The organism is Superficieibacter electus (assembly GCF_002915575.1).
In the GTDB taxonomy this organism is placed as follows: domain Bacteria; phylum Pseudomonadota; class Gammaproteobacteria; order Enterobacterales; family Enterobacteriaceae; genus Superficieibacter; species Superficieibacter electus.
This window is the reverse complement of sequence record NZ_PQGD01000009.1, coordinates 56,397-82,387: the sequence shown is the minus strand read 5'-3', so window position 1 is coordinate 82,387 and position 25,991 is coordinate 56,397. Positions and strand designations below refer to the sequence as shown.

General features: G+C 53.4%; 20 protein-coding genes. 11 read left to right on the top strand and 9 right to left on the bottom strand.

Annotated features, from left to right (window positions below; all coding sequences use genetic code 11):
* Positions 1 to 70: 70 nt before the first annotated feature.
* The 4 genes from hmsP to CHU32_RS12475 all read left to right on the top strand — a co-directional run bounded on the left by hmsP (position 71) and on the right by CHU32_RS12475 (position 5,625).
* Positions 71 to 2,077 carry a biofilm formation regulator HmsP gene (gene hmsP / locus CHU32_RS12490; RefSeq protein ID WP_103675851.1) on the top strand — a complete coding sequence of 669 codons (2,007 nt, stop codon included), beginning with the start codon at positions 71 to 73 and terminating at the stop codon, positions 2,075 to 2,077.
* A 155-nt stretch (positions 2,078 to 2,232) separates the two neighbouring features.
* Positions 2,233 to 3,519 (top strand): dicarboxylate/amino acid:cation symporter, encoded by a 1,287-nt coding sequence (locus CHU32_RS12485; protein WP_103675850.1) that lies wholly within the window; start codon positions 2,233 to 2,235, stop codon positions 3,517 to 3,519.
* Between the two features lie 190 nt (positions 3,520 to 3,709).
* The gene (locus CHU32_RS12480) at positions 3,710 to 5,203 is read left to right on the top strand and encodes a M16 family metallopeptidase (RefSeq protein ID WP_103675849.1); all 1,494 of its coding nucleotides are present in this window, start codon (positions 3,710 to 3,712) and stop codon (positions 5,201 to 5,203) included.
* A 59-nt stretch (positions 5,204 to 5,262) separates the two neighbouring features.
* Positions 5,263 to 5,625: an SMI1/KNR4 family protein gene (locus tag CHU32_RS12475; RefSeq protein ID WP_103675848.1), complete on the top strand. Its 363-nt coding sequence runs from the start codon at positions 5,263 to 5,265 to the stop codon at positions 5,623 to 5,625.
* Between the two features lie 191 nt (positions 5,626 to 5,816).
* Here CHU32_RS12475 and kdgK read toward each other — a convergent pair whose 3' ends face one another.
* Positions 5,817 to 6,746, bottom strand: a complete 930-nt coding sequence (gene kdgK, locus CHU32_RS12470) for a 2-dehydro-3-deoxygluconokinase (protein WP_103675847.1) — start codon at positions 6,744 to 6,746, stop codon at positions 5,817 to 5,819.
* Between the two features lie 233 nt (positions 6,747 to 6,979).
* Here kdgK and pdeH point away from each other — a divergent pair, with 233 nt between their 5' ends.
* The gene (gene pdeH, locus CHU32_RS12465) at positions 6,980 to 7,780 is read left to right on the top strand and encodes a cyclic-guanylate-specific phosphodiesterase (RefSeq protein WP_103675846.1); all 801 of its coding nucleotides are present in this window, start codon (positions 6,980 to 6,982) and stop codon (positions 7,778 to 7,780) included.
* A 134-nt stretch (positions 7,781 to 7,914) separates the two neighbouring features.
* Positions 7,915 to 9,975, top strand: a complete 2,061-nt coding sequence (locus CHU32_RS12460; RefSeq protein WP_103750857.1) for an AsmA family protein — start codon at positions 7,915 to 7,917, stop codon at positions 9,973 to 9,975.
* Positions 9,976 to 10,311: 336 nt separating this feature from the next.
* Here the strand turns inward: CHU32_RS12460 and CHU32_RS12455 are convergent, their stop codons facing one another.
* From CHU32_RS12455 to CHU32_RS12445, 3 genes are all read right to left on the bottom strand, one after another.
* Positions 10,312 to 11,637: an MFS transporter gene (locus CHU32_RS12455; protein WP_103750856.1), complete on the bottom strand. Its 1,326-nt coding sequence runs from the start codon at positions 11,635 to 11,637 to the stop codon at positions 10,312 to 10,314.
* 274 nt (positions 11,638 to 11,911) lie between these two features.
* Entirely contained in the window at positions 11,912 to 12,982 is a 1,071-nt protein-coding gene (yhjD, locus tag CHU32_RS12450) for an inner membrane protein YhjD (protein ID WP_103675843.1), read from the bottom strand.
* Between the two features lie 55 nt (positions 12,983 to 13,037).
* A complete protein-coding gene (locus CHU32_RS12445) occupies positions 13,038 to 13,937 on the bottom strand; it encodes a LysR family transcriptional regulator (RefSeq protein WP_103675842.1) in 900 nt (299 codons plus the stop codon).
* 117 nt (positions 13,938 to 14,054) lie between these two features.
* Here CHU32_RS12445 and CHU32_RS12440 point away from each other — a divergent pair, with 117 nt between their 5' ends.
* Positions 14,055 to 14,813: an SDR family NAD(P)-dependent oxidoreductase gene (locus CHU32_RS12440; protein ID WP_103675841.1), complete on the top strand. Its 759-nt coding sequence runs from the start codon at positions 14,055 to 14,057 to the stop codon at positions 14,811 to 14,813.
* A 398-nt stretch (positions 14,814 to 15,211) separates the two neighbouring features.
* Positions 15,212 to 15,826 carry a response regulator transcription factor gene (locus tag CHU32_RS12435; RefSeq protein ID WP_103675840.1) on the top strand — a complete coding sequence of 205 codons (615 nt, stop codon included), beginning with the start codon at positions 15,212 to 15,214 and terminating at the stop codon, positions 15,824 to 15,826.
* On the opposite strand, the gene CHU32_RS12430 is transcribed toward CHU32_RS12435, so the two are convergent.
* The gene (locus tag CHU32_RS12430) at positions 15,823 to 16,290 is read right to left on the bottom strand and encodes a lysozyme (RefSeq protein WP_103675839.1); all 468 of its coding nucleotides are present in this window, start codon (positions 16,288 to 16,290) and stop codon (positions 15,823 to 15,825) included. The two genes, CHU32_RS12435 and CHU32_RS12430, sit on opposite strands and share 4 nt — an antisense overlap.
* Before the next feature lie 199 nt (positions 16,291 to 16,489).
* On the opposite strand from CHU32_RS12430, the gene CHU32_RS12425 reads away from it, so the two are divergent.
* Complete coding sequence (locus tag CHU32_RS12425; RefSeq protein ID WP_103675838.1) at positions 16,490 to 18,079, top strand: STY4199 family HEPN domain-containing protein; 1,590 nt, start codon at positions 16,490 to 16,492, stop codon at positions 18,077 to 18,079.
* Here CHU32_RS12425 and CHU32_RS12420 read toward each other — a convergent pair.
* From CHU32_RS12420 to CHU32_RS12405, 4 genes are all read right to left on the bottom strand, one after another.
* Positions 18,076 to 19,731 carry an alpha,alpha-trehalase gene (locus CHU32_RS12420; RefSeq protein WP_103675837.1) on the bottom strand — a complete coding sequence of 552 codons (1,656 nt, stop codon included), beginning with the start codon at positions 19,729 to 19,731 and terminating at the stop codon, positions 18,076 to 18,078. The genes CHU32_RS12425 and CHU32_RS12420 overlap by 4 nt on opposite strands.
* Before the next feature lie 431 nt (positions 19,732 to 20,162).
* Positions 20,163 to 21,515, bottom strand: a complete 1,353-nt coding sequence (gorA, locus tag CHU32_RS12415; RefSeq protein ID WP_103675836.1) for a glutathione-disulfide reductase — start codon at positions 21,513 to 21,515, stop codon at positions 20,163 to 20,165.
* 101 nt (positions 21,516 to 21,616) lie between these two features.
* On the bottom strand, positions 21,617 to 22,459 hold the full coding sequence (locus CHU32_RS12410; protein WP_103675835.1) for a 23S rRNA (adenine(2030)-N(6))-methyltransferase RlmJ: 843 nt from the start codon (positions 22,457 to 22,459) through the stop codon (positions 21,617 to 21,619).
* Positions 22,460 to 22,545: 86 nt separating this feature from the next.
* On the bottom strand, positions 22,546 to 22,992 hold the full coding sequence (locus tag CHU32_RS12405) for a hypothetical protein (RefSeq protein ID WP_103675834.1): 447 nt from the start codon (positions 22,990 to 22,992) through the stop codon (positions 22,546 to 22,548).
* 163 nt (positions 22,993 to 23,155) lie between these two features.
* Between CHU32_RS12405 and prlC the strand changes: the two genes are divergently transcribed.
* Both prlC and rsmJ read left to right on the top strand, forming a co-directional pair.
* Positions 23,156 to 25,198, top strand: a complete 2,043-nt coding sequence (gene prlC / locus CHU32_RS12400; RefSeq protein ID WP_103750855.1) for an oligopeptidase A — start codon at positions 23,156 to 23,158, stop codon at positions 25,196 to 25,198.
* 7 nt (positions 25,199 to 25,205) lie between these two features.
* A complete protein-coding gene (rsmJ, locus tag CHU32_RS12395) occupies positions 25,206 to 25,955 on the top strand; it encodes a 16S rRNA (guanine(1516)-N(2))-methyltransferase RsmJ (RefSeq protein ID WP_103675975.1) in 750 nt (249 codons plus the stop codon).
* The last annotated feature ends 36 nt before the right edge of the window (positions 25,956 to 25,991 follow it).

Here is a 25,991-nt window from a genome sequence, read left to right as displayed (position 1 = left end):
GTATAATCGGCCCCGGCCAGGAGACATTTCCTGACCTGATGCTCTGGATCAGTATTAGTGGAGAGTTAATTTGCGCGTCAGCCGTTCTCTAACCATAAAACACATGGCGATGGTTTCCGTCGTTGCCATGTTTTTCCTGTTTATTTTTTGTTTTATTTTACTTTTTCACTTTGTGCAACAGAGTCGCTACGACACGGCATCTCAGCTTGAAAGCATTGCCCGTTCGGTGCGTGAACCGCTTTCCTCTTCGATCCTCAAAGGCGATATTCCGGAGGCGGAGACCATTCTGCGCCGCATCCAGCCCGCCGGTATTGTCAGCCGTGCCGACGTGGTTTTGCCCAACCAGTTCCAGGCGCTGCGCATGAGCTTTATCACCGAAAGGCCCGTGCCGGTGACAATTACCCGGATTTTCGAGCTACCGGTACAGATTTCACTGCCGATCTACTCGCTGGAGCGGCCTGCTAACCCGCAGCCGCTGGCGTATCTGGTGCTACAGGCGGACTCGTGGCGCATGTACCGCTTCGTCATGAGTGCGATTTCAACGTTAGTAACTGCTTACTTACTACTGGTGCTGGTGATGACGGTAGCGATCACCTGGGGCAGCAGCCGTTTACTTGTCCGTCCGCTGCGGCAGATTGCCCGCGAGCTTAATGAAACCTCGCCCCACGAGGCCCCCGGTCATCAACTTAGCCTGCCGAATCTGCATCACGATGACGAAATCGGCATGCTGGCACGCAGTTACAACCGCAATCAGCAGGCGCTGCTCCGCCATTATGAGGAGCTGAACAATCATTCGACGCGCTTTCCCGTGTCTGGCTTACCGAACAAAAGCTTCCTGCTGGCGCTGCTGGATCAGAACGCTGAGCGCAGCAGCGGCTCGGCGCTGATGGTCATTGCCTGTGAAACTCTCCAGGATACGGCGGGCGTGTTGCAGGAAAGCCAGCGTGAAATGCTGCTGTTGACGCTGGTGGAGCGGCTGAAATCGGTTTTGTCGCCGAAAATGGTGTTAACCCAGGTCAGCGGCTACGATTTTGCGGTCATTGCGCACGGCGTTAAAGAGCCGTGGCACGCGATTACGTTAGGTCAGCAAGTGCTTACTTCAATTAATGAGCGATTGCCGGTACAGGGCATTCAGCTTCGTCCCAGCGCGAGCATTGGTATCGCTATGTTTAACCGCGATCTCTCTGCTGAACAGCTCTACCGGCGGGCGTTTTCCGCTGCCTTTACCGCGCGCCGCAAGGGCAAAAACCAGATTGAGTTTTTCGATCCTGAGCAAATGGAAAAGGCGCAACGTCGCTTAACGGAAGAAAGCGACATTCTTTATGCGCTGGATAATCAACAGTTTGCTATCTGGTTACAGCCGCAAATTGATACCCGCAGTGGGGAAGTTTGTAGCGCCGAAGTGTTGCTGCGCCAGCTTCAGCCTAACGGTCAGTGGGAGCTGCCCTGCGATCTGATTGATACGATTGAATCCTGCGGCCTGATGGTGACCGTCGGTTACTGGGTGCTGGAAGAAGCCTGTCGCCAGCTTGCGGCCTGGCGTGCCAAAGGGTTACGTCTTCCGCTGTCGGTGAATATTTCAGCCCTGCAACTGCTGCATCACGATATGGTACCCGACCTGCTGGAATTACTGAGCCGCTATCGCATTGAGCCGGGGTCGCTGATCCTTGAAGTCACAGAGAGTCGGCGCATTGACGATCCGCAGGCCGCCATCGCCATTCTGCGTCCACTGCGTAATGCGGGCGTCAGTATTGCGCTGGACGACTTTGGCATGGGCTATGCCGGGTTGCGTCAGCTCCAGCATATGAAATCGCTGCCGGTAGACATGCTGAAGATCGACAAAATCTTCGTCGATGGCATTCCTGATGATACGAGCATGGTTTCAGCGATAGTGCAGATGGCGCAAAGCCTCAACCTCAGTATTGTGGCGGAAGGCGTGGAACAACAGGTTCAGTATGAGTGGCTGAAAGCCGCTGGTGTCGACTACGTTCAGGGATTTCTGTTCGCCACGGCGCTGGCCCCTGACCAGTTTGAGCAAACCTACTTTAGTGCGCTTCATGTTAAGGAAGGTGAGTAAGTTTATTGCGCTTGTGCGAGTCAGCTCTAATTTTTTAACAAAAATGTTTCAAAAGTGAACCTGGTTCATGTCTGGAATGTTTCTCGGGTGTTATTTTAAAACCGCAGGTGGCTCCAACCCTACAATGCCTGTGGTTTTATCTTAAGGACATCCTAATGAAAACCTCACTGTTTAAAAGCCTCTACTTTCAGGTCCTGACGGCCATCGCCATCGGTATTTTGCTGGGGCACTTCTATCCTGACCTGGGCGCACAAATGAAGCCGTTAGGCGACGCGTTTGTGAAGCTGATTAAAATGGTTATTGCCCCGGTGATTTTCTGTACCGTAGTAACAGGGATCGCTGGCATGGAAAGCATGAAAGCGGTTGGCCGAACCGGGGCCGTCGCGTTGCTTTACTTTGAAGTGGTCAGTACCATTGCGCTGATCATCGGCCTGATTATTGTTAACGTCGTGCAGCCTGGTGCTGGTATGAACGTTGATCCGGCAACCCTCGATGCCCAGGCCGTGGCAGTGTATGCCGAGCAGGCAAAAGACCAGGGCATTGTGGCCTTCCTGATGGACATTATACCAGGAAGCGTGATTGGCGCATTTGCCAGCGGTAACATCCTGCAAGTATTGATGTTTGCTGTGCTGTTCGGTTTTGCCCTGCATCGCCTGGGCAGTAAAGGCCAGCTCATTTTCAACGTCATTGAGAGTTTCTCGCAGGTCATTTTCGGCATTATCAATATGATCATGCGTCTGGCCCCGATTGGCGCATTTGGCGCGATGGCGTTTACCATTGGTAAATACGGTGTCGGTACGCTGGTGCAACTGGGGCAGTTGATTCTGTGCTTCTATGCTACCTGTATTTTGTTCGTGGTGGTGGTGCTCGGTTCTATCGCCCGCGCCACCGGCTTCAGCATCTTTAAGTTCATCCGCTATATTCGCGAGGAACTGCTGATTGTCCTCGGCACGTCGTCTTCAGAATCCGCGCTGCCGCGCATGCTCGATAAGATGGAAAAGCTGGGCTGCCGTAAGTCGGTAGTCGGGCTGGTGATCCCCACCGGCTACTCGTTTAACCTGGATGGCACATCAATCTACCTGACGATGGCGGCAGTGTTTATCGCGCAGGCCACGAACAGCCATATGGATATTTTCCATCAAATCACCTTGCTGGTGGTGCTGCTGCTGTCGTCGAAAGGCGCGGCCGGCGTCACCGGCAGCGGGTTTATCGTCCTTGCGGCGACTATCTCGGCGGTGGGACATCTGCCGGTTGCCGGGCTGGCCCTTATCCTGGGGATTGACCGCTTTATGTCGGAAGCGCGCGCGCTAACCAACCTGATTGGTAACGGCGTAGCGACTATCGTGGTGGCGAAGCGTGTGAAAGAACTTGACCACAAAAAGCTCACCGAGACCCTGAATAATCGTGCGCCAGACGGCAAAACGCACGAAATATCCTCTTAATTCCGCCCCTTATTGCCGTAGTCCCTTGATGGGCTACGGCCTCCTGAGCATAATTGGTGATTATTTTCTAAAGCCTGCGCGACATTTTCCGCTTTGCGTGGTCTTAGAAATGGCTTTTCCATACTCAAAATAATCCTCATAGCAGGATGGTCTTTGTCTTTATTACCAGGAATGTTGATCAGGGGTTTACATGCAGGGCACAAAAATTCGACTCTTAGCCGGTGGTTTGCTATTTATTGCAACGGCTGGTTATGTGCAGGCAGAAGCGCTCCAGCCTGACCCGGCCTGGCAACAGGGAACGCTGGCGAATGGCTTTCAATGGCAGGTGTTATCCACCCCGCAGCGCCCCAGCGATCGTATTGAAATCCGTCTGCTTATTAACACCGGTTCACTGACTGAAAACACGCAGCAAATTGGCTTTAGCCACTTTATTCCCCAGATTGCGCTTTCCCAGCACGGCAGCTTACAGCCCGTGCAGGCGCAATCGTTGTGGCAGCAGGGTATTGATCCCAATCGCCCCCTGCCGCCAGCCATTGTGTCTTACGATCACACGTTATTTAATCTTAGTTTGCCAAATAACCGTAATGACTTACTGAAAGAGGCGCTGACCTGGCTTGCAGACAGCTCCGGCAGACTTGTCATTACGCCGGAGACCGTCAGCGCAACGCCTGGCAGCGCAGACAAAGTCATGACATGGCCGATGGACACCAAAGAAGGCTGGTGGCGTTATCGCCTGAAAGGATCGTCCATGCTGGGCCACGATCCGGCCGATCCGCTGAAAAAACCGGTGGATGCGGAACAGGTGAAATCCTTCTACCAGAAATGGTACACCCCGGACGCAATGACGCTGATCGTCGTGGGTAACGTTGATAGCCGCAGCGTCTCAGAGCAAATCAATAAAGCCTTCGGTGAACTGAAAGGCAAGCGTGAAACGCCTGCGCCAATGCCAACGCTTTCGCCTCTTCCCCTCAATGCTGTCAGTATCATGACCGATACGGTGCAGCAGGACCGCCTGTCGGTGATGTGGGATAACCCGTGGCAGCCCATTCGCGAATCAGCGGCACTCCAGCGCTACTGGCGTGCCGATCTGGCGCGCGAAGCGCTGTACTGGCACGTCCAGCAAAATCTCAGTAAAGGCAATGCCAAAGATATCAGTATGGGCTTTGACTGCCGCGTACTTTACCAGCGTGCCCAGTGCGGTATTAACATTGATTCCCCGAATGAGAAACTGAATACCAGTCTGGTGACGGTGGCGCGCGAGCTGGCGATGCTGCGTGAAAAAGGGTTAACGGAAGAAGAATTTAACGCTCTGGTCGCGCAGAAGAAACTGGAGCTGCAAAAGTTGTTCGCGACCTATGCGCGTACTGATACCGACATCCTGATTAGCCAGCGGATGCGTGCATTGCAAAATCAGGTAGTGGACATTGCTCCCGAGCAGTATCAGAAGCTGCGGCAGAATTTCCTCGATAGTCTGACGCTGGACGTGCTGAACCAGGATCTGCGTCAGCAGCTTTCGCAGGATATGTCGCTGGTCCTGCTACAGCCGAAAGGCGAGCCGGAATATGACATGAAGACACTTCAGGCAAGCTGGAATGAGATTATGGTTCCGGCTGAACCTGCCACGATCTCTGCTGCGCCTGAAGAGGTGCATCAGGAAGTCTCGGATATTCCGCCGGCGCAGTAAGTGCTTTGTCTCTCCAGTGGTGGCTTCCTCGTGGGGCCGCCCGTCATGGTAAAACGGCTATGAACCGCTATGCTGACGCAATAAAAGCGATTGAAAATGACAGAGATATCCTCTTTCCCCCGTTATACAGACAATTTCTTTCAGAAGAGATTAAGGATAACGAGTGTTATGAGATTCTGGCTGTAAACGGATGTTATGTCTGTTTTTATAATGCTCATGATCTTGTTGAAAGAAATGAAACTTATCAGATTCACATCGCTGCGCCGCACTATTTCATGATCGGCCAGGATGGCAATGTTGGCTATTTTGTGCGGGTTGAAAAGCATAAGGAAAGTGATGAGATAGTCAGTGTAGATTTAGGAGCACTGGGTAGTATCGCGATGGATAGCGAGGCCAGCGATATTTATGCGTTTCGTGGGTGAATTGCGCGCTCCGGCGCTTGCCATGCAGACTGGATTGCCCTCACCCCGGCCCTCTCCCTGAGGGAGAGGGGGAAACCCCGCGCTCAGATACCGTTGACCGTTTCGGGTTAGCCCGTACACCTTTTTCTCGTTAGTGCACGGACCGTTCCCTCTCCCTCAGGGAGAGGGTTAGGGTGAGGGTGGGGGTGGGGTTACTGCGGCATCGCCTCACGCGGAATAATCGCCCCGCGATACTGGATCACCGTGCTGGCCGTCAGATGCCCACGCTTAGCGGCTTCAGTGGCATTACCGCCGGTCAGACGCACCGCCAGATAACCCGCGCTGAAGGAATCGCCCGCTGCCGTGGTATCAATAACCTTTTCCTTCGGCAATTTAACTGCGGGCACCTCAACCACCGGCTCATCGCCCACGGCGACTAAACAAGACTCCGCACCACGTTTGATAATGACTTCGTTCACGCCCGCCGCCCGGGTGCGTGAAATCACGTCATCAACCGGTTTTTCACCCCATAGCGCGTCTTCATCATCCAGCGTCAGGAAGGCGATATCCGTGCATTCCAGCATTTGCTGGTAAACCTGCTGCGTTTCTTCCTGGCTTGCCCACAGGCGCGGACGATAGTTATTGTCGAAGATCACCTGGCCGCCATTGGCGCGGCATTCGCGCAGCAGGGAGAACAGTTTCTCGCGGCTTGACGGGCTGAGAATGGCCAGACTGATGCCGCTCAGATAGAGATAATCGAAGGTTGCCAGCTTCTCACAGATGGCAACCGACTCCGGTGTTTCCAGCCAGAATTTGGCCGCTGCTTCATTGCGCCAGTACCAGAATGTACGCTCGCCAGTCTCGTCAGTTTCAATGTAGTAAAGGCCAGGCAGTCGGTTTGCCATCCGCTGAATCAGGTCAGTGCCAACGTTTTCGCTCTGCCAGGCGTCCAGCATTTGCTGGCTAAAGTTGTCATTGCCCAGCGCGGTCACGTAATCCACACGCAGGGCAGTGGCTGGGACCTGACGCGCAATATAGACCGAGGTGTTAAGCGTATCGCCACCGAAGCCGCGTTTCACTTGCGCCCCTTTTTCTGACATCTCAATCATACATTCGCCGATGACGGCAATTTTCTTAGACATAAGGTTAACCTGACCTGAAGCGGGAAATGAGCTTAGTCTGCTCTGTGGAGTTTTTTCGGTCAACTATATTAAAACAACGTTCCATAAATTTTTTGAGCTGACGCGTATTATTGGCGTCTTTTAGCGCGCAGATTTTCAATTTGCCCGCCGTTGAACATAAAGTTCTCAATTCGTGCGCCGATAACTCAGTGACGAGTTTCAACAGATCATCCCCTTTGCACAGGACATCTGAGATGAAGTTAAAGCAGGTTATCCAGCGGCTGAACAGTCCGGAGGCAGAGATTGAAAGCCTCCAGGAGCGGCGCTATTGGCTGCAATGTACGCTTGCCTGGACCTATCAGCCGATCTACAGAACGGATGGTCGCCTGATGGCGATCGAAATTCTGACGATCGTGACCCATCCTGATAACCCTGGACAGCGTATTCCCCCGGATCGTTATTTTGCCGAAGTGGCGGTACGTCAGCGTATTGATGTAGTGAAAGCGCAGCTTGCGGTGCTGCAGCAAAAGCAGGCGTTTTTTGAGCACCATCAGGTTCTGGCATCGGTAAATGTTGATGGGCCGACGCTGCTTGCCATGCGGCAGGACAAAGCGCTGATGGCAACCATCGACAGCTTATCCTGGCTACGCCTTGAGCTGGTTGAGCATATTAGCCTGCCGGTCGATTCATCGTTCGCCTCATTTTGCGAGTTTGGCCCGCTGTGGCTGGACGACTTTGGCACTGGCATGGCGAATTTCTCGGCACTGAGTGAAGTGCGCTACGACTACATTAAGGTCGCGCGCGATTTATTTGTCATGCTGCGCAAAACGCCGGAAGGTCGTAACCTGTTTACGCTGCTCATTCAGTTGATGAATCGCTATTGTCAGGGCGTGATTGTGGAAGGCGTGGAAACGCTGGAAGAGTGGCATGACGTGCAGCAGTCCCCGGCATTTGCCGCTCAGGGATACTTTCTCTCCCGACCGGTACCGATGGCCACGCTTGACGATGTTGTCATGCAGATCTCCCCGGAATGGATGGTCCAGCAAAGTGCATAATCTGGCGTCCTGGTGAGTATACTGCAGGCGGTAAGTCTGGTTACCCTTTCATAATTAAGGAAACAGCCGCTCCCTTTTCTGTCAGCCTCAACTATCTTTAGGACAGGTAAGGTAATCAGAAAGCGGAGTGGGGCATGTCTAAAACAAGTAAAATACTTGCCATTATTTTTGGAACGTTGGTGCTGCTCATCGTCGTCGCCATCATTATTATCGCGACCTTTGACTGGAATCGCCTGAAGCCGACGATCAACCAAAAAGTCTCTACGGAACTGAATCGTCCTTTTGCCATTCGCGGCGATCTGGGCGTGGTATGGGAGCGGCAAAAACAGGAAACCGGCTGGCGCAGTTGGGTGCCCTGGCCGCATGTGCATGCGGAAGATATTATTCTCGGCAACCCGCCGGATATCCCGGAAGTCACCATGGTGCATCTGCCGCGGGTAGAAGCGACGCTGGCACCGCTGGCGCTATTGAGCAAAACGGTATATTTGCCGTGGGTGAAGTTTGTGCAGCCTGATGCCAGACTTATCCGTCTCTCCGAGAAAAATGATAACTGGACGTTCAATCTCGCCTCGGATGACGAGAAAAAAGAAAATGCCCAGCCTTCAGCCTGGTCTTTCCAGCTCGATAATATTCTCTTTGATCGTGGCCGTATCGCCATTGACGATAAAGTCAGCCGCGCCGATATCGAAATCCTTGTTGATCCATTAGGGAAACCACTGCCCTTCAGCGAAGTGACCGGCAGTAAAGGAAAGGATGAGAAAGGCAAAGTGGGTGATTACGTGTTTGGCCTGAAAGCGAAAGGACGTTACAACGGGCAGCCGCTTACCGGCACCGGCAAAATTGGTGGCATGCTGGCGCTGCGTAGCGAAGGTACGCCGTTCCCGGTACAGGCCGATTTCCGTTCGGGCAATACCCGCGTGGCGTTCGACGGTACGGTTAACGATCCGATGAAAATGGGCGGCGTCGATCTGCGCCTGAAATTCTCCGGCGATTCACTGGGTGAGCTGTACGACTTAACCGGTGTGCTGTTGCCGGATACCCCGCCGTTTGAGACGGATGGTCGGCTGGTCGCCAAAATCGATACCGAGAAATCCTCGGTCTTTAATTATCGTAACTTTAATGGTCGCATCGGCGACAGCGATATTCATGGCTCTCTGACTTATACCACCGGTAAACCGCGTCCGAAGCTGGAAGGCGATCTGGAATCGCGCCAGCTACGGCTGGCGGATCTGGGGCCGCTAATTGGCGTGGACTCGGGTAAAGGAGCTGATAAGTCGAAAAAATCGGAGCAGAAAAAAGGCGAGAAGAGCGTCCAGCCTGCCGATAAAGTGCTGCCGTACGACCGCTTTGAAACCGATAAGTGGGACGTGATGGACGCCGACGTGCGCTTTAAAGGCCGTCGTATTGAGCATGGCAGCAGCCTGCCGATCAGCGATTTGTCGACTCATCTGACGCTGAAAAATGCCGATCTGCGTTTGCAGCCGCTGAAGTTTGGCCTGGCTGGCGGAACGATCTCTTCCAATATACATCTTGAAGGTGATAAGAAGCCGATGCGCGGCGTGGCGGATATTCAGGCCCGTCGACTGAAGCTGAAAGAGCTGATGCCTGAATCGGAAATGATGCAGAAAACGCTGGGTGAAATGAACGGCGACGCCGAGTTCCGGGGGGCGGGCAATTCGGTTGCCGCGCTGCTGGGCAGCAGTAACGGTAATCTGAAGCTGCTCATGAATGACGGCTTAATCAGCCGCAACCTGATGGAAATCGTCGGGCTTAACGTGGGGAACTTTATCGTCGGCCAGCTATTCGGTGATGAGGAGGTTCGTGTTAACTGTGCGGCGGCAAACTTGGATATCGTCAACGGCGTGGCGCGTCCGCAAATCTTCGCCTTCGATACTGAGAACGCGTTGATTAATGTCACCGGTACCGCCAGTTTTGCGTCTGAACAGCTTGATTTGACGATCGACCCGGAAAGTAAAGGTATTCGTATTGTTACGCTGCGCTCCCCGCTTTACGTGCGCGGGACCTTCAAGAATCCGCAGGCGGGTGTGAAGGCGGGGCCGTTGATTGCCCGCGGTGCGGTAGCGGCGGCGCTGGCAACCCTGGTCGCTCCAGCCGCCGCGCTGGTAGCGCTGATTTCGCCGTCAGAAGGAAATGAAAACCAGTGTCGGACCATCCTGTCGCAGATGAAGAAGTAAACCATAACAGACGCCGCGCAACGTTATAGCGCGGCGATACGCTTTACAGAATAACGCCACCGGAGCCGCTTTGCCCGGTGGCGTTTTGCTTACCGGGCCTGCGTTTTATTGCAACTGATTGATTCTGAAGCCGGATAACCGGGTAGGCCGGGCAAGCGCAGCGCCGCCCGGCATTACGTTTGCGGAGCCGCTTTGCCCGGTGGCGCTTCGCTTACCGGGCCTACGTTTTATCGCAACTGATTGATTCTGAAGCCGGATAACCGGGTAGGACGGGCAAGCGCAGCGCCGCCCGGCATTACGATACCGAAGCTGGCGCACTAACCCGGCTATAAGCCGCTACAGCGACTGGTGGCGTGTTTCGTGGGTTAGCAGCAGCGCAATGAGGGTCAGCGCCGCCATCGTAGCCAGATAATATCCTACATAGGCCAGACCATAATTTGCCTGCAACCAGGTGGCGATATACGGCGCAACGGACGCCCCCAGAATCGACGACACATTATAGGAAAACGATGCGCCCGTATAACGCACTTCCGTCGGGAACAACTCCGGCAGCAGCGCCCCCATTGGACCAAACGTTAACCCCATCAGGCTCAGACCAATCAGCAAATATGCCATCACCAGCATCGGGTTTCCGGAACCCAGCAGTGGCGGGAACACGAACAGTGCGAACAGGATAATCAGCGTGGTGATCACAATCATGCTTTTCCGACGGCCAAACGCATCTGCCAGCAGCCCGGCAATCGGTACCATCACGCCAAAACCAATCACCGCCATCATCAGCATCCACAACACTTCATTACGCGGCAGGCCAAGCCCTTGCGGCGCTGCCGTGGTACTGAAAGTCATCGAGTAAACGGTCATGATGTAGAACAGCGTATAGGTCGCCAGCATGATGAACGTGCCCAGCACGGTCACGCGCAGGTGTTTCGACAGCAGCGTACCCATCGGGACTTTAACCTGCTTCTTCGCGGCGGCAACTTTTGCGAATACCGGCGTTTCATGCAGCGAAACGCGCACGTACAGACCAATCAATACCAGCACGGCAGAGAAGATAAACGGCACGCGCCAGCCCCACTGCATAAACTGCTCGTCGGTCAGAAGCCAGGACAGCAGCAGGAACGTACCGTTAGCAAAGAAGAAGCCGATTGGCGCGCCAAGCTGCGGGAAAGAGCCATACAGCGCGCGTTTACGGGCCGGCGCGTTTTCCGTTGCCAGCAGCGCCGCGCCACCCCATTCACCGCCCAGCCCTAATCCCTGACCAAAACGCGCCAGCGCCAACAGCAACGGCGCGAAAATGCCGATAGTGGCATAGCTGGGCAGCAAACCGATAACGACGGTCGAGATGCCCATCGTCAGTAGCGAGGCGACCAGCGTCACCTTGCGGCCTACTCGGTCGCCAAAGTGACCAAATAGCGCGGAGCCGATAGGGCGGGCGACGAAGGCAATGGCGAACGTTGCCAGCGATTGTAGCGTCGCGGCCGTGGGATCGCCCTGCGGGAAGAAGATATGCGGAAAAACAATCACCGCAGCGGTGGCGTAAATATAGAAGTCGAAAAACTCAATGGCAGTACCAATGAGGGAGGCAACGACGACCTTATTACGGGAGTTGACCGGTGCGATGTCGGCGGCGTTGTCGAGCGTAGTTGTGGCGGTTGCTTGCATAGATATTTCTTATTTTATGACGAACGAACGGCCATATTACGCACAGCAAAAGCGACATTTCAATCCTGAGGGGCGTGGCGGAAAGGTCAAAAAGCAGGCAAAAAGTGAATAATGTTTATACCCGCAACTTATCGTCTATGAAATGCTTCACAAAATTTCAAAGTCAGTATAAAAAACCAGTTTCAGGTTAAATAAAAGTTACAGGTTGGTTTTATCTGCTGAAATGAAGAGGTGGGCTGAGATTTTACGTTCTCCCTCAGCCCACGTTGATGATTTAGCGGTGTTTTTTACCCGGCATATGCGGATCGTCCTTATATTCGGCGGTGGCGATCCACGCGGCACAGAACAGCGTCAGGCGCGCAAAGAAGTAGAAAAACGCCATCACGCCCAGCACTGAACCAAACGCTGCGCCAGATGGGGAGGTCGCCAGCGAAGGCAGCGTCCACGTCATGATGATTTTAATAACTTCAAAGCCAATCGCTGCGATAAGGGTACCGCGCATCAGCGCTTTACGACGCGGGCGGTGACGAGGTAAGCGCCAGAAAATCCAGAAAAATAACAGGTAGTTAGCGAAAATAGATATTGCCAGACCGATCAATTGCCAGACCGGTTTCAGCCAGTCGATGTAATCCAGATACAGCCAGGAGATAATTTTTTCCTGCGCCGCGCCGGCAATAGAAGTAATCGATAGCGTGATCACCAGCGCCACCAGCAGACCAATCAGTGAGATAAAATCGCGGATATACTTCACCCAGAATTTTTCGTCTTCCTGCGTTTTGCTCTCCCAGACATCCCGTGACTGGGCGCGGATCGCTTCGCGCAGATTGCCTACCCAGTTCACCCCGGAATAGAGCGCAACCAGCAGGCCGACGATGCCGACCGTGGTACGTTGCTGCACCGCCGTGCTGATGGTGCTTTTAAGAGTGGTTGCTGTCGTTGGGTCATTCACGCTATCGAGAATTTTGTTGAAGATATCCTGCAACAGCGTGGGGTGGGAAGCGAGAATGAACCCGGCCGCCGCAAAGCAGACCATCAGAATGGGGATCATTGATAAGAAAGAGAAATAGGTAATGGCTGCGCCAAACTGATTGCCCAGTCGGTCATTAAACCGCTCCGTCGCGCGGATCAGGTGAGCAATCATGGGACGGCGCTGGATTTTTTCCGCCGTCTCCGTCACCGTGGCAATGACACCGCCGTCCGTGTCTTTCTTTTCAGACTCGGTTTTCTCCTTTCCTTCTTTTTGAGCATCAGGGGTTGAAGCCGAGGGCGCTTCCGTGATGACCTTTTTAACGGGTTTGTAGTCCAGCTCTGTAACAGGGCGCTTCTCATCATTTTCCGGCGTCATTAGAGAGAGATTCCTTTTTATGAATAAGTGACGTATAGGGCAATTATAGTCACGGTTATTCAACCCAGGTTTTCATAACGCCTGTTAACCATTCCATAAACAGATGAACACGGCGGGAAAGGTTGCGCCGATGCGGGTAGATCAGTGATACCGGCATCGGTTGCGCACGGTACTGAGGCAAAATCTCAACCAGTTTTTTACTGCGTAATGCCTCTTTTACGCCTATGCGCGGTGCCTGAATAATGCCCAGCCCTGCAACACAGGCCGCGTGATAAGTTTCAGTGCTGTTTACCGTCAAAATGCCGCCTGCCGTCACCCAACGCGTGGTGTTATTGCTGTAAATTTCGAATCCCTGCGGGCGCACGCCGGTATTTACCGCATAGTAAACCAGGGCGTGAGTGGCCAAATCTTCCGGCGTTTCCGGGTAGCCGAAACGCGCCAGGTAATCGGGACTCGCGCAGTTAATTAAAGACAATTTGCCGAGCGGGCGGGCAATTAACCCGGAATCCTTCAATGTTCCGACCCGAACAACGCAGTCAAAGCCCTCGCGGATCACATCCACCAGACGGTCGCTACTACTGAGTTCAATTTCAATTCCCGGATACTGTTGGACAAAGGCAGGAAGATGGGGGATCACCAGATTCTTAGCCATTGCAACCGGCATATCCACGCGCAGTATTCCACTCAGACTTCCGGGATCGTGTTGGAACATTCCATCCAGCTCCTCCAGATTGCTCAGCAAATCTTTTGCCCGCTCGTAATACACCATTCCATCCTGCGTAAGCTGTACACGCCGGGTGGTGCGATGCAGTAATTGCGTACGAAGCTGGTTTTCCAGCGCCTGAATATGTCGTGACACGCTTCCTTTCGGTAGCCTGAGCGATTCGGCGGCACGAGAAAAACTCTCCAGTTCGGCTACGCGAATGAAAAGCTTCATTGCATAAATTTTATCCATTGCCGCCTCTTATTGTTGTTATCAATGAAACAGTAAAATGTAAATTGCCATCTTTATTGATTTTTTAGCAGCTAATAAGCTGTTTCACAATCACACCACAGTCAAAAAGAGGTTCTTATGTCCCAACGTATTGCATTAGTGACGGGCGGCAGTCGCGGTCTGGGCAAAAACGCGGCGCTGAAACTGGCCGGGCAGGGAGTGGGTATTATTTTAACGTATCAACGTAATGAATCTGCCGCCCAGGAAGTTGTGGATGAAATTAAGAGAAAAGGTGGTAAAGCAAGCGCATTAGCGTTGAATGTCGGTGATATAGCAAGCTTTAGTGATTTTATTGCTGAAACGGCCAGGCAGCTTAATACGCTGTGGCAGCGCAGCGATTTTGATTATTTAATAAACAACGCGGGTATTGGCTTACATGCGTCTTTTGCCGAAACCACCGAAGCCCAATTTGATGAATTAATGCGCATTCATTTCAAAGGGCCTTTCTTCCTGACGCAGGAGCTTTTACCCTTGCTGGCCGATGGCGGGCGAATTCTGAACGTCTCCACCGGTCTGGCACGTTTTACGCTGCCAGGGCACAGCGCCTATGCGGCGATGAAAGGTGCGATGGAAGTATTGACGCGTTACCAGGCGAAAGAGTTGGGTGCGCGGGGGATTACCGTCAATAGTATTGCGCCCGGCGCAACCGAAACTGACTTCAGCGGCGGTGTTGTACGGGATAATGCGCAACTCAATCAGTTCGTCTCCTCACAAACGGCGCTGGGACGAGCGGGGTTACCGGATGATATCGGTAATGCTATCGCCGCGTTGTTAAGTGACGAATTAAGCTGGATGACCGCACAAAGAGTGGAACTCTCTGGCGGTATGCTGTTATAAGAAAAGCGCCGCCTTTTCATGCCCGGAAAAGGCGGATAGGTTCCAGTTAATATGGTGCAGAATGTTTTTTTACCTTTAATGCTAAATATTATTTGGTAACAAACTCTTTGATGGACTGGACTTCCGCTTGCATAGCGATACCGTTAATATTCCAAAGATTAATATTAATAATACGAGCGCTGTTTATTGACTTAAGGAAATCCTCAATAAAAGTTTGATGTAAATCACTAATTTGTAATAATTATGGCATGGCGGTAATTATTCGCTAATGTTATCTTTTACTTCGTTTCATCATCGGTAAAATGCCCCAGGCTAAGCAGCAAGTATTTATTTTAGCTTGCTGGGAATACCCTTCCACCATGCTTATGGGTCAATAGCTTTTCGATGGAGAAAGAGTAATGCAGGTAATCATGTTTGACAGGCAGTCAATATTTATACATGGAATGAAAATCAGTTTGCAGCAGTTGATTCCGGAAATAGATATCCAGGGCCTCAGTCAGTCGGAAGACCTGTGGGAGTGTCTGGAAACTTCTCCGGAGGCTATTTTAATGCTGGATGGTGACATGGGAAGCGAGGTTTGCCAGTCCATTCTGCAGGAAAAAAATAACCGCTTCCCTCAATGCCGGGTACTATTAGTGGTATCTGATTGTACAAAAGAATGGTTGCAGGACGTGTTGCGTTATAATGTGCTGGCCGTTGTTCAGCGCGATTCAGAGCCAGATAAATTTTCTCTTGCTATTAATAGTGTGGCAATGGGGCTGATGTGTTTGCCGGGGGACTGGCTAACAACACATGATGAAAATGAGCAAGAACAGGAGTTACAGCACCTTAGTAGCCGCCAGCGCGAGATACTCAAGCTACTGGCCGCCGGGGATTCCAATAAACAAATTAGCCGCACACTGAATATCAGTGCCGGAACGGTTAAAGCGCATCTTGAATCTATTTATCGTCGCCTGGATGTTAAAAATCGCACCCAGGCAGCGATGATGTTTAATGAGACAAGCTGCAACTAAATTGTCGCTACTTCACCACCCTGAAGAAATAAAGCACATTCAGCCTGACGTTGTGGCGTCAGGCTGGCAATTTCCCTTCTGTTTAACACAATCGCCTTTTCCCATTCTGCCAGCGCGTTACCGAAGTCTCTGGCATTAATATGCCTGAGAATGGCGGACTGGTAAAAAGCCTCATTACCACAGCTTAATGCCAGAGAAACCAGGGCATCGTACTGGGGTTGATTCAAACTAATTTCCAGACATTGTTGGAGCAGACACTGGCAACGCTGAATATCCAGCATCAGCAGTGCTTCTGCGGTTTCCGGCGTGAGAGGACCGGCAAAGTTTTCATAGCAGGCAATCATGTGCCCATAGCCAATGACCCAGAGTCCACTTTCATCCTGATATTGTTCCAGGTTTAGTCCCTGATATTTTTTTATCAGCGCAATTCCTGCCGGACTGATAGTTAATGGTTGCAGCGCCATAGTCAGCTCCTCCTGTTTCTGGTGGGCAGTCTAAGGTAAAGCGCCAGCAGGAAAAATTTGCCAGATGGCCCAGGGTTAATTCGCGGACAAAGAAGTTACGTTGTGAAGGTACATAGATCACTGTATTGAAACAGAATTTGTTATATCTTTTAACCACACTTTACAACATGCTTCGACGTCAGGCGGCGCAGGAAAAAGAATGATCACCGGCACATCACAACAGATCCGCGAGCAGTTTGAGCACTGCCTGGCCATTATTCGCCAGGCGTCGCTTGAAATCTTACTGCTGCTTAACGTCAAAGTAACGGATGGAAAAGATCCGCGCTGGTTTCTGGAGCAGTTAGATCAGGCCCGCCTGAGCCTTGGCGGCTGGGCCAATGTCGCACAGCGTCTGAATCTGAATGATGCGCAGATGAGCCGTTTTACGCTGCATCTGCGTCATCTCCAGCAGTGGGTACCGCAGTATGAAAACGGTCAGGAGGTCAGCCATCACCAGCTTATCGTTGCGCTGCGTTTTGTGACCGAACTGGAATATCTGCAACAGAAGCAGCCGCTGTTAACCTTCTGTGCGCCGGAAGATGCGACGCAGAATGAGCAGCAGCGGGCGCAGGGGCAACTACGTACCCTGGAGTTGACCCTGAAAGCACTGATTGCGCAGGCCTGGCCGGACCCGGTGCGCCTGAATAACCAGTTAAAAATCCAGTTTGGCGCTGATAACGTCCGGCGCTGGCTGAAACTGGGCGAGCGCAACGATATTCTCAGTGGCATGCGTTTTAGCGAGCTGGCGCTTATGCTGGTCGATAAAAAAGAGTTTGCCCGCCACTATGCGCCACTTTTCAGCGATCCTGCCACGCTTAGTTTGTTTGTCGAGCCGCGCGCCACGCTGCAACATTTCCTCGAAGACTGCCGGCAAATTCGCAATAGAGTGATCGCCGGGCAACCGTTAAGCCTCGCACAACGCGCATTGCTCGATCATTACAGTCAGCAAATTATCGGCCCGATCCAGCAGGCCTGGGCGCGCGGTCAGACGCGCGTCAATCCGGCCGCGTTTATGACGCCGCAGGCGGAGGAGGAGCTTGAGGATTTCTGGCAGAACGCACGTAAGAAGGACAAACTTTCCGGTGGCGATCATAGCGAAATTAGCGACAGTATTGAGCGGCCTGACACGCGCAGAAAGCGCTCGGCGCAGGAACGCGATCGGCTAATATCGGTCACGCTGTGGGCGCTGGTTGGCGTTACCGTGCTGGGAATGTGTGGCGGTGGGTTATGGATGATAAATCAGAGTAGTGCAGCACCCCAGGCCAGCGTACCTGGTCCCGCTGTCAGCAGTAAAGTGGAACGTGAGCCGGCATCCCCGCGTGAACAGCTTACCAGCATGGGGATCAACTGGGACACGAATAATTTGCGTTCTGCTATCGATCGCAATGACGCGCAGGTGACGCAGCTTTTTCTGCGTGGTGGAATGAACTGGAAGCTGTCATGGACGGAAGCCGCCCACGCGGCGGGAAATGATAAGGTACTGTCTTTGTTGCTGCGTTATCGTCTGCAGATGGATGAGCGCAGGCCCTGCCGCCGTTTTATGACAACGCTTGGCTCCGCTATGGCGCAGGGTGATGCGCTAACCTCTTTACGCAAAGAGTATTTACGCACCTTCTGTACCGCGCCTGCGGTCGTCGAACGCCAGCGCTATGATACCGCACAGGCGAAAAAGCGGGCGATGGCGCAGCCGGATGCGCAGAATAAAAAATGGCTGGCGATCCAGACTGCGATTTACAACGAAGTCCGTTAATTCCCCGACGGCTCTCCATACAGAGAAATCAGGCGACGCACGACACCGTTTGTCCAGCCGAAGCCGTCCTGTAACGGATATTCGCCCCCGCCGCCTTCTTGCGGGGTGCTGTCGGCAATATGGTATTTCTCTACCAGTTTATGATGCTGCGCATAAACATGATTGACCGTTTTCAGCCAGCAGTGCGCAATCTCATCACCCAGCGCATCGTTGCCGTACAGTTTAAAGCCCTGAATAGCCATCCATTGTAGCGGGGCCCAGCCGTTAGGCTTATCCCACTGCTCGCCGCTTTCATAGTCGCTGGCCATAATCCCCCCTGGCGTTAACAGGCGTGCGCGTACCACGTCAGCAAGGCGATCGGCCTGTTCATGCGTTGCCATTCCGGTATATAGCGGCACAATGCTGGCCGCAGAGAACCGCGCCTGCTGCTCACGCCGCCAGTCGTAATCACGGAAACAGCCAGCTTCATCATCCCACAAATAGTGGGTGACGGCAGCACGGCGATCGGCGGCTTTCTGGCGAAACGCGGTTTCGGTTTCCCGATCGCCTTTCAGGCCAGAAATATTGGCGATCGTGCTTTCCAGCTTGAACAAAAAAGCATTTAAATCAATCGGGATGAACTGCGTCGTGCGGATACTGGCGAGACGATGGGTATCGCGCAGCCAGCGGGAAGAGTAATCCCAGCCGGAAGCGGCCCCGGCACGCAGGTCACGATACACTTCATTCGCCGGACGGCTGGAGTGTTTCGCCGTTTCCACATCTTCAAGCCAGGATTCATCACGCGGCGTATCGCGGTCATCCCAGTAGCGGTTAAGCAGTGCGCCGTTAGGCATCCGGACCACGTGACGATAGGCCTGATTGAGGACCAGCGATTCCGCACCGTCCATCCAGAAATTATATTCCATCAGCAAATGGTCAAGATAACGCCGCGCACCGCGCACGCCGTCTTCTTCGAACAGCTCCACCATCAGGGCAAATACCGGCGGCTGGGAGCGGCTCAGGTAATAAGTGCGGTTACCATTAGGAATATGACCGTAAATTTCGATCATCCAGGCGAAGTTATCTGCCATACATTTCAGCAGATCGCCACGGCCACTCTCCGCCAGCCCCAGCATGGTGAAATAGGAGTCCCAGTAATAGGTTTCGCTGAAACGCCCGCCCGGCACAATATAGGACTGCGGCAGGGCAAGCAGGGACGACCACGGAATATGATCCTGCGGCTCACGGGTGAGGGTGGGCCACAGGTTATCAATGTGTTCTTTCAGGGAGTTTTCCGGATTGGAAATGTACTCTTTGCTGTAATCTTCCGGCAGCCAGAAATGCGCGTGAACAAATTCACGCAGATCGAAACCGGGCCGACGTTTAACCCGCCGATAACGGATGAGGATATCCAGCGGATCGATTTTCGGCGCACAGTCCGGAAACGTTTTGCTGTCGGCAAAAATACGGGTTGACTGCACATGCTCAAAGAGTTCGAGATAACGATCGGCAGGAGTCAGGGCATCAGAGGCAGGCATGCCCTCGATCATCTCCGGCTCCGGCTCGACTTCCATCATTTCATCCAGTTTTAATTCGCATGGATCGGTTTCGTAGTTGAGATGCATATCAATCAACAACTCTTCCTCCACACTGCGCATTCTCTGGTTGAGCATAATGATAAAAACCTCCGGATCACGTCATATTCGTACCCGGGCATTGCCCGGTCTATCTATAAGGGTAGACATTCGCCTCAATCATTGATCGGCAAAATGTGCGGTAGATCACACTTCTTTGTGAGAAATTAAAGAGCAAAAAATAGCCAGGTCGCTGTTAAGTAACAGGAAAAACAGGAATCATTATTAACTGCCAGATTTCACTTTCAGAATAATTACTTTACGGCGTTAAGCCGGGTGAAAGGGCAGGGACATATTATAACTTTGTGGGAGGCAGGATGAAACAGGAGCCGGGCAGCCGGAGTGTAAAAGTGGGTTACATTGTAGCCACTTTGGGGAGCGGATGAAGACCGTGCCTGATGCAGGGATCGCTTATCGAATGGCGCTACAAGCACAAAGCTCAAGCGCCATCCGCCGATGTTGTCATTAACTTACCGCATCGTCACAAATTCTTCTGCCCCGGTCGGGTGAATAGCAACGGTGTTATCGAAGTCTTTCTTGGTTGCGCCCATCTTCAGCGCCACCGCAAAGCCCTGCAACATTTCATCCATCCCGTAGCCGATGCCGTGGATACCGACGATTTTTTCTTCCGCGCCGACGCACACCAGTTTCATACGGCACGGCTGACGGTGAGAAGTGACCGCAGTGTACATTGCGGTAAAGGACGATTTATACACCTTAACCGCATCATCGCCGTATTTCTCTCGCGCTTTCTCTTCGGTTAGCCCAACGGTGCCAATCGGCGGGTGGCTAAATACCACGGTCGGCACGTTGCTGTAGTCGAGATGCTCTTCCGGCTTGTTGTTAAACAGACGTTCGGACAGGCGGCGGCCTGCGGCAACGGCAACCGGCGTCAGCTCAATGGCACCGGTTACGTCGCCGACGGCATAAATACCTTTCACGCTGGTATTCTGATACTTATCGACGTCGATATGACCTTTATCAGTGGTGCGCACACCAGTGACGGACAGGTTGATATTGTCGGTAGCAGGTTCGCGGCCAACGGCCCAGATCAGACAGTCTACGATCTGCGTGCGGCCATCTTCCAGCTCAAGTGTCAGGCTCCCGTCGGCGTTTTTCACCACCGCCTTCGGCACCGCATGGGTATGCAGCGTCGGGCCTTCAGCCTCCATGACTTCGACCAGTGTCTCTGACAACATGGTGTCGAAGCTGCGCAGCGGGGCGTGTTTACGCACAAACAGATGCGCCTGCGCACCCAGGCCGTTAATGACGCCAGCCAGCTCAACAGCGATGTAACCCGCGCCAACCACGGCGACGCGTTCAGGCAGCGCGGGTAGTTCGAAGAAACCATCAGAGTCAATGCCGTATTCGGCACCGGGGATATCCGGGTGAATTGGCCGGCCGCCGGTGGCGATCAGGATATGATCGGCGGTGATCGTCTCACCATTCACTTCCAGGGTTTTCGCATCGACAAAACGGGCAAATCCCTTAATCACGTCGACCTGATTTTTCCCCAGCACGTTATCGTAGGAGGTGTGAATACGGTCAATATAGGCCGTGCGGCTGGCAATCAGCGTGTCCCAGTTGAAATGATTGATGGTGGTATCAAAACCATAATCCGGGCCATACAGATGGATTGCTTCGCGGATTTGCGCCGCGTGCCACATTACTTTTTTCGGCACACAGCCGACATTCACGCAGGTACCGCCCAGTGCACTGGCTTCAATCAGCGCGCATTTCTGGCCGTACATGGCCGCCCGGTTGATAGAGGCAATACCGCCGCTGCCACCGCCGATAGCAACGTAGTCGTAATGTTTCGTCATGACCGTTCCTTACACTGAAAGGGGGGCGGATGGACAACGCGCATCCGCAGAAATAACAGGATTGTAGCCCGTGATTGAGCCGCGTCCACCGATGGCTGCGATTACTCCGGGGTAATCCAGCTCACGGTGGCATGCCCGATACCGGTCGGCACCAGCTTACTGTGCAGCCATGGCAGCACGTTATTCATCTGTTGCTCCAGCTTCCAGGGGGGATTAATCACAATCATGCCGGAGGCGGTCATTCCAAGCCTGTCGCTGTCGGGGCGAACGGCCAGCTCAATTTGCAGGATCTTGCGGATGCCGGTCGCTTCCAGATCGTGAACCATCCGTTTGACTTGCTGACGCAATACTACCGGATACCACAGCGCGTAAGTGCCGGTCGCAAAACGTTTGTAACCTTCGTGAATACCTGTCACTACCGCCTGATAGTCAGATTTAATCTCATAGGGTGGATCGATGAGGATCAGGCCCCGGCGCGAGGCTGGTGGCAGCTTAGATTTCAGCTGTTGATAGCCGTCGGCGCGCTCTACCCGGGCGCGATTATCTTTCTGGAATTCAGAACGCAGCAGCGGGAAATCACTCGGGTGCAGCTCAGTCATTTGCAGGCTGTCCTGCTCACGCAGAAGCTGGCGGGCGATTAACGGTGAACCGGGGTAATAACGCAGTTGACCATTACGATTGAAGTGGTTAACCACGTTGATGTATGGCTCCAGCTCCGCGGGCAGGTCGTCCTGCTGCCAGAGGCGGGCGATACCTTCGAGATATTCACCGGTACGTTCTGCATGCTCGCCGCTCAATTGGTAACGGCCTGCGCCCGCATGGGTATCCAGATAAAGAAACGGTTTATCTTTCTCTTTCAGCGATTCGATGATCAGACTCTGAACGGTATGTTTGAGGACGTCGGCGTGGTTGCCTGCATGAAAGCTGTGGCGATAACTGAGCATAAAAACACGAATTCCGGGAAGTGAAACATATTGACGGACAGTTTACCGTAGATCCTCAATGATTACCGCAATTCTGCCGTAAACGCTTACAACGTAAAAAGCGTTAACGAGCTGACGCTGGCATTCGGGTTTGCCTGCTTTACGGTCGCAAGGAACACGGCAAAGCTGCGGTTGAAGAGGGTGTAGTTATGCAGAAAACGCACCTGGCGTCGCTGACCGTTACTATTCCAGCTCACCGACCACACGGAACGGTTGTTGACCTTTGTGCTTTCTCGTTTTACGGCGGTGATAGCGGCCAGCGGAATGGTGCTGGTCGCCTCGTCAGCGACTTCATAAAAATTGGCGCTATCAAAGTAGTACTGTGCTTTATAACTTTGAGAACTGCCGAAGGTGCGGAGTAAAAAAGAAGAAGAGGAGATTAACTTGCGATCGCCCGGGCCGGTGGGGGTATCCGCAGGACGGGTACGCGAGAACGTTTTGGCAATCAGAAAGAGTATGACAAGCAGAACAACAAGCGGTAAGAATGCAGTCATCAGTCATCCTTGTATCAATGTGCGGCGAGGTGTGATGGGAAGAGTATAGTGACATCTCCGACGCAACCGCCATTGAAATTCTCGCAACTTAACCCCATGCTAGATCCAACAGATAAGCGCCGGAACGTGCGCTTCATTTACCCTATCCAACAGGACCGCGCTTATGACCAATCCTTTATTGACGCCTTTCGATCTCCCGCCGTTCTCTGCCATTAAACCGGAACACGTTGTCCCTGCTGTCACCAACGCGCTGGACGGTTGCCGCGCGTCGGTAGAGAGCGTGGTGGCTCACGGCGCGCCGTATACGTGGGAGAATTTGTGTCAGCCGCTGGCGGAGGCGGATGACGTGCTGGGGCGTATTTTTTCGCCCATCAGCCACCTGAACTCGGTCAAAAACAGCCCGGAACTGCGCGAAGCCTATGAGCAAACCCTGCCGCTGCTTTCAGAGTACAGCACCTGGGTTGGGCAACATGAAGGATTGTACCAGGCGTATCGCAACCTGCGTGAGGGTGAACACTATGCTTCCCTGACAGCGCCGCAGAAAAAGGCCGTCGATAATGCGCTGCGCGATTTTGAGCTGTCGGGTATCGGCCTGCCGAAAGACAAGCAGAAACGCTACGGCGAAATTGCTACCCGCAAATCTGAGCTGGGTAATATTTATAGCAACAACGTGCTGGATGCGACGATGGGCTGGACGAAGCTTGTCACCGACGAATCCGAACTCGCCGGGATGCCGGAAAGTGCCCTGGCGGCGGCTAAAGCGCAGGCTGAAGCCAAAGAACAGGAAGGTTATTTGTTAACCCTGGATATCCCCAGCTATCTGCCAGTGCTGACCTACTGCGACAATCAGGCGCTGCGTGAAGAGATGTATCGCGCTTACGGTACCCGCGCCTCCGACCAGGGGCCAAACGCTGGTAAGTGGGATAACGGCCCTGTCATGGCTGAAATCCTCGCGCTGCGTCACGAGCTGGCGCAACTGCTGGGCTTTGAAAACTACGCCTACAAATCACTGGCAACCAAAATGGCGGAAAACCCGCAACAGGTGCTGGACTTCCTGACCGATCTCGCTAAACGCGCCCGCCCGCAAGGTGAGAAAGAACTGGCCCAGCTACGGGCATTCGCCAAAGCAGAGTATGGCGTGGATGAACTCCAGCCATGGGATATCGCGTACTACAGCGAAAAACAGAAACAGCATCTGTACAGCATCAGCGATGAGCAACTGCGTCCGTATTTCCCGGAAAACAAAGCGGTTAACGGTCTGTTTGAAGTGGTGAACCGAATTTACGGCATTACGGCTAAAGAGCGTCATGATGTTGACGTCTGGCATCCGGACGTGCGTTTCTTCGAACTGTATGACGATAAAAATGAACTGCGCGGCAGCTTCTATCTTGATTTGTACGCACGTGAGCACAAGCGCGGCGGGGCATGGATGGACGACTGCGTTGGCCAGATGCGTAAAGCCGACGGTTCGCTACAAAAACCGGTTGCGTACCTGACCTGTAACTTTAACCGTCCGGTTAGCGGTAAACCTGCGCTGTTCACCCATGATGAAGTGATCACCTTGTTCCACGAATTTGGTCACGGTCTGCATCATATGCTGACCCGCATCGAAACCGCAGGCGTCTCCGGCATCAACGGTGTGCCGTGGGATGCCGTCGAGCTGCCGAGTCAGTTTATGGAAAACTGGTGCTGGGAGCCGGACGCGCTGGCGTTTATTTCTGGTCATTATGAAACCGGCGAGCCGCTGCCTAAAGAACTGCTGGATAAAATGCTGGCGGCGAAAAATTACCAGGCGGCGCTGTTTATTCTGCGTCAGTTGGAGTTTGGCCTGTTCGACTTCCGCCTGCACGCTGAGTTTAGCCCTGAGCAGGGGGCAAAAATCCTTGAGACGCTGGCGGAGATCAAAAAACAGGTCGCCGTGGTGCCGTCTCCAGCCTGGGGACGTTTCCCGCACGCCTTCAGCCATATCTTCGCTGGTGGCTATGCGGCTGGTTACTACAGCTACCTGTGGGCCGATGTACTGGCGGCAGACGCATACTCCCGCTTTGAAGAAGAGGGGATTTTCAACCGTGAAACCGGGCAGTCGTTCCTCGATAACATTCTGACCCGTGGTGGTTCCGAAGAGCCGATGGAGCTGTTCAAACGCTTCCGCGGCCGTGAACCGCAGCTTGATGCCATGCTGGATCACTATGGGATCAAAGGCTAACACGCCAGTGAAGATCTGTTTAATTGATGAAACAGGCACCGGAGACGGTGCCTTATCTGTTCTGGCGGCCCGCTGGGGGCTGGAACAGGATGACGATAATCAGATGGCGCTGGTGTTAACGCCAGAGCATCTGGAATTACGTAAGCGGGATGAGCCAAAGCTTGGCGGCATTTTTGTTGATTTTGTCGGCGGGGCGATGGCGCACCGACGCAAATTTGGTGGCGGCCGCGGCGAGGCAGTAGCGAAAGCCGTGGGCATTAAAGGCGATTATCTGCCGGACGTGGTCGATGCCACGGCGGGGCTGGGCCGGGATGCGTTCGTGCTGGCCTCGGTAGGCTGTCGGGTACGAATGCTGGAGCGTAATCCGGTGGTGGCGGCGTTGCTTGATGATGGTCTGGCGCGTGGTTATGCCGACGCGGAAATTGGCGGCTGGCTACAGGAACGTCTGCAACTGATCCATGCGTCCAGTTTGACCGGGCTTACGGAGATTACGCCGCGTCCACAGGTGGTTTATCTCGACCCGATGTTCCCGCATAAGCAGAAAAGCGCCCTTGTGAAAAAGGAAATGCGGGTCTTTCAGTCGCTGGTGGGGCCGGATCTGGATGCCGACGGTTTGCTTGCGCCTGCACGTCTGCTGGCGAGCAAGCGCGTGGTGGTGAAGCGGCCGGATTACGCGCCGCCGCTGGCTAATGTCGCGACGCAGAATGCGATTGTCACCAAAGGTCACCGGTTTGATATTTATCCGGGAACGGCGTAGCGTTTTCAGCCGTCTTGTTGTTGCTCGATGTTGCAC

Coding starts and splice junctions, on each gene's coding strand:
- CHU32_RS12485 (WP_103675850.1), top strand. CDS start 2,233: ATGAAAACCTCACTGTTTAAAAGCCTCTACTTTCAGGTCCTGACGGCC.
- CHU32_RS12480 (WP_103675849.1), top strand. CDS start 3,710: ATGCAGGGCACAAAAATTCGACTCTTAGCCGGTGGTTTGCTATTTATT.
- CHU32_RS12475 (WP_103675848.1), top strand. CDS start 5,263: ATGAACCGCTATGCTGACGCAATAAAAGCGATTGAAAATGACAGAGAT.
- kdgK (WP_103675847.1), bottom strand. CDS start 6,746: ATGTCTAAGAAAATTGCCGTCATCGGCGAATGTATGATTGAGATGTCA.
- pdeH (WP_103675846.1), top strand. CDS start 6,980: ATGAAGTTAAAGCAGGTTATCCAGCGGCTGAACAGTCCGGAGGCAGAG.
- CHU32_RS12460 (WP_103750857.1), top strand. CDS start 7,915: ATGTCTAAAACAAGTAAAATACTTGCCATTATTTTTGGAACGTTGGTG.
- CHU32_RS12455 (WP_103750856.1), bottom strand. CDS start 11,637: ATGCAAGCAACCGCCACAACTACGCTCGACAACGCCGCCGACATCGCA.
- yhjD (WP_103675843.1), bottom strand. CDS start 12,982: ATGACGCCGGAAAATGATGAGAAGCGCCCTGTTACAGAGCTGGACTAC.
- CHU32_RS12445 (WP_103675842.1), bottom strand. CDS start 13,937: ATGGATAAAATTTATGCAATGAAGCTTTTCATTCGCGTAGCCGAACTG.
- CHU32_RS12440 (WP_103675841.1), top strand. CDS start 14,055: ATGTCCCAACGTATTGCATTAGTGACGGGCGGCAGTCGCGGTCTGGGC.
- CHU32_RS12435 (WP_103675840.1), top strand. CDS start 15,212: ATGCAGGTAATCATGTTTGACAGGCAGTCAATATTTATACATGGAATG.
- CHU32_RS12430 (WP_103675839.1), bottom strand. CDS start 16,290: ATGGCGCTGCAACCATTAACTATCAGTCCGGCAGGAATTGCGCTGATA.
- CHU32_RS12425 (WP_103675838.1), top strand. CDS start 16,490: ATGATCACCGGCACATCACAACAGATCCGCGAGCAGTTTGAGCACTGC.
- CHU32_RS12420 (WP_103675837.1), bottom strand. CDS start 19,731: ATGCTCAACCAGAGAATGCGCAGTGTGGAGGAAGAGTTGTTGATTGAT.
- gorA (WP_103675836.1), bottom strand. CDS start 21,515: ATGACGAAACATTACGACTACGTTGCTATCGGCGGTGGCAGCGGCGGT.
- CHU32_RS12410 (WP_103675835.1), bottom strand. CDS start 22,459: ATGCTCAGTTATCGCCACAGCTTTCATGCAGGCAACCACGCCGACGTC.
- CHU32_RS12405 (WP_103675834.1), bottom strand. CDS start 22,992: ATGACTGCATTCTTACCGCTTGTTGTTCTGCTTGTCATACTCTTTCTG.
- prlC (WP_103750855.1), top strand. CDS start 23,156: ATGACCAATCCTTTATTGACGCCTTTCGATCTCCCGCCGTTCTCTGCC.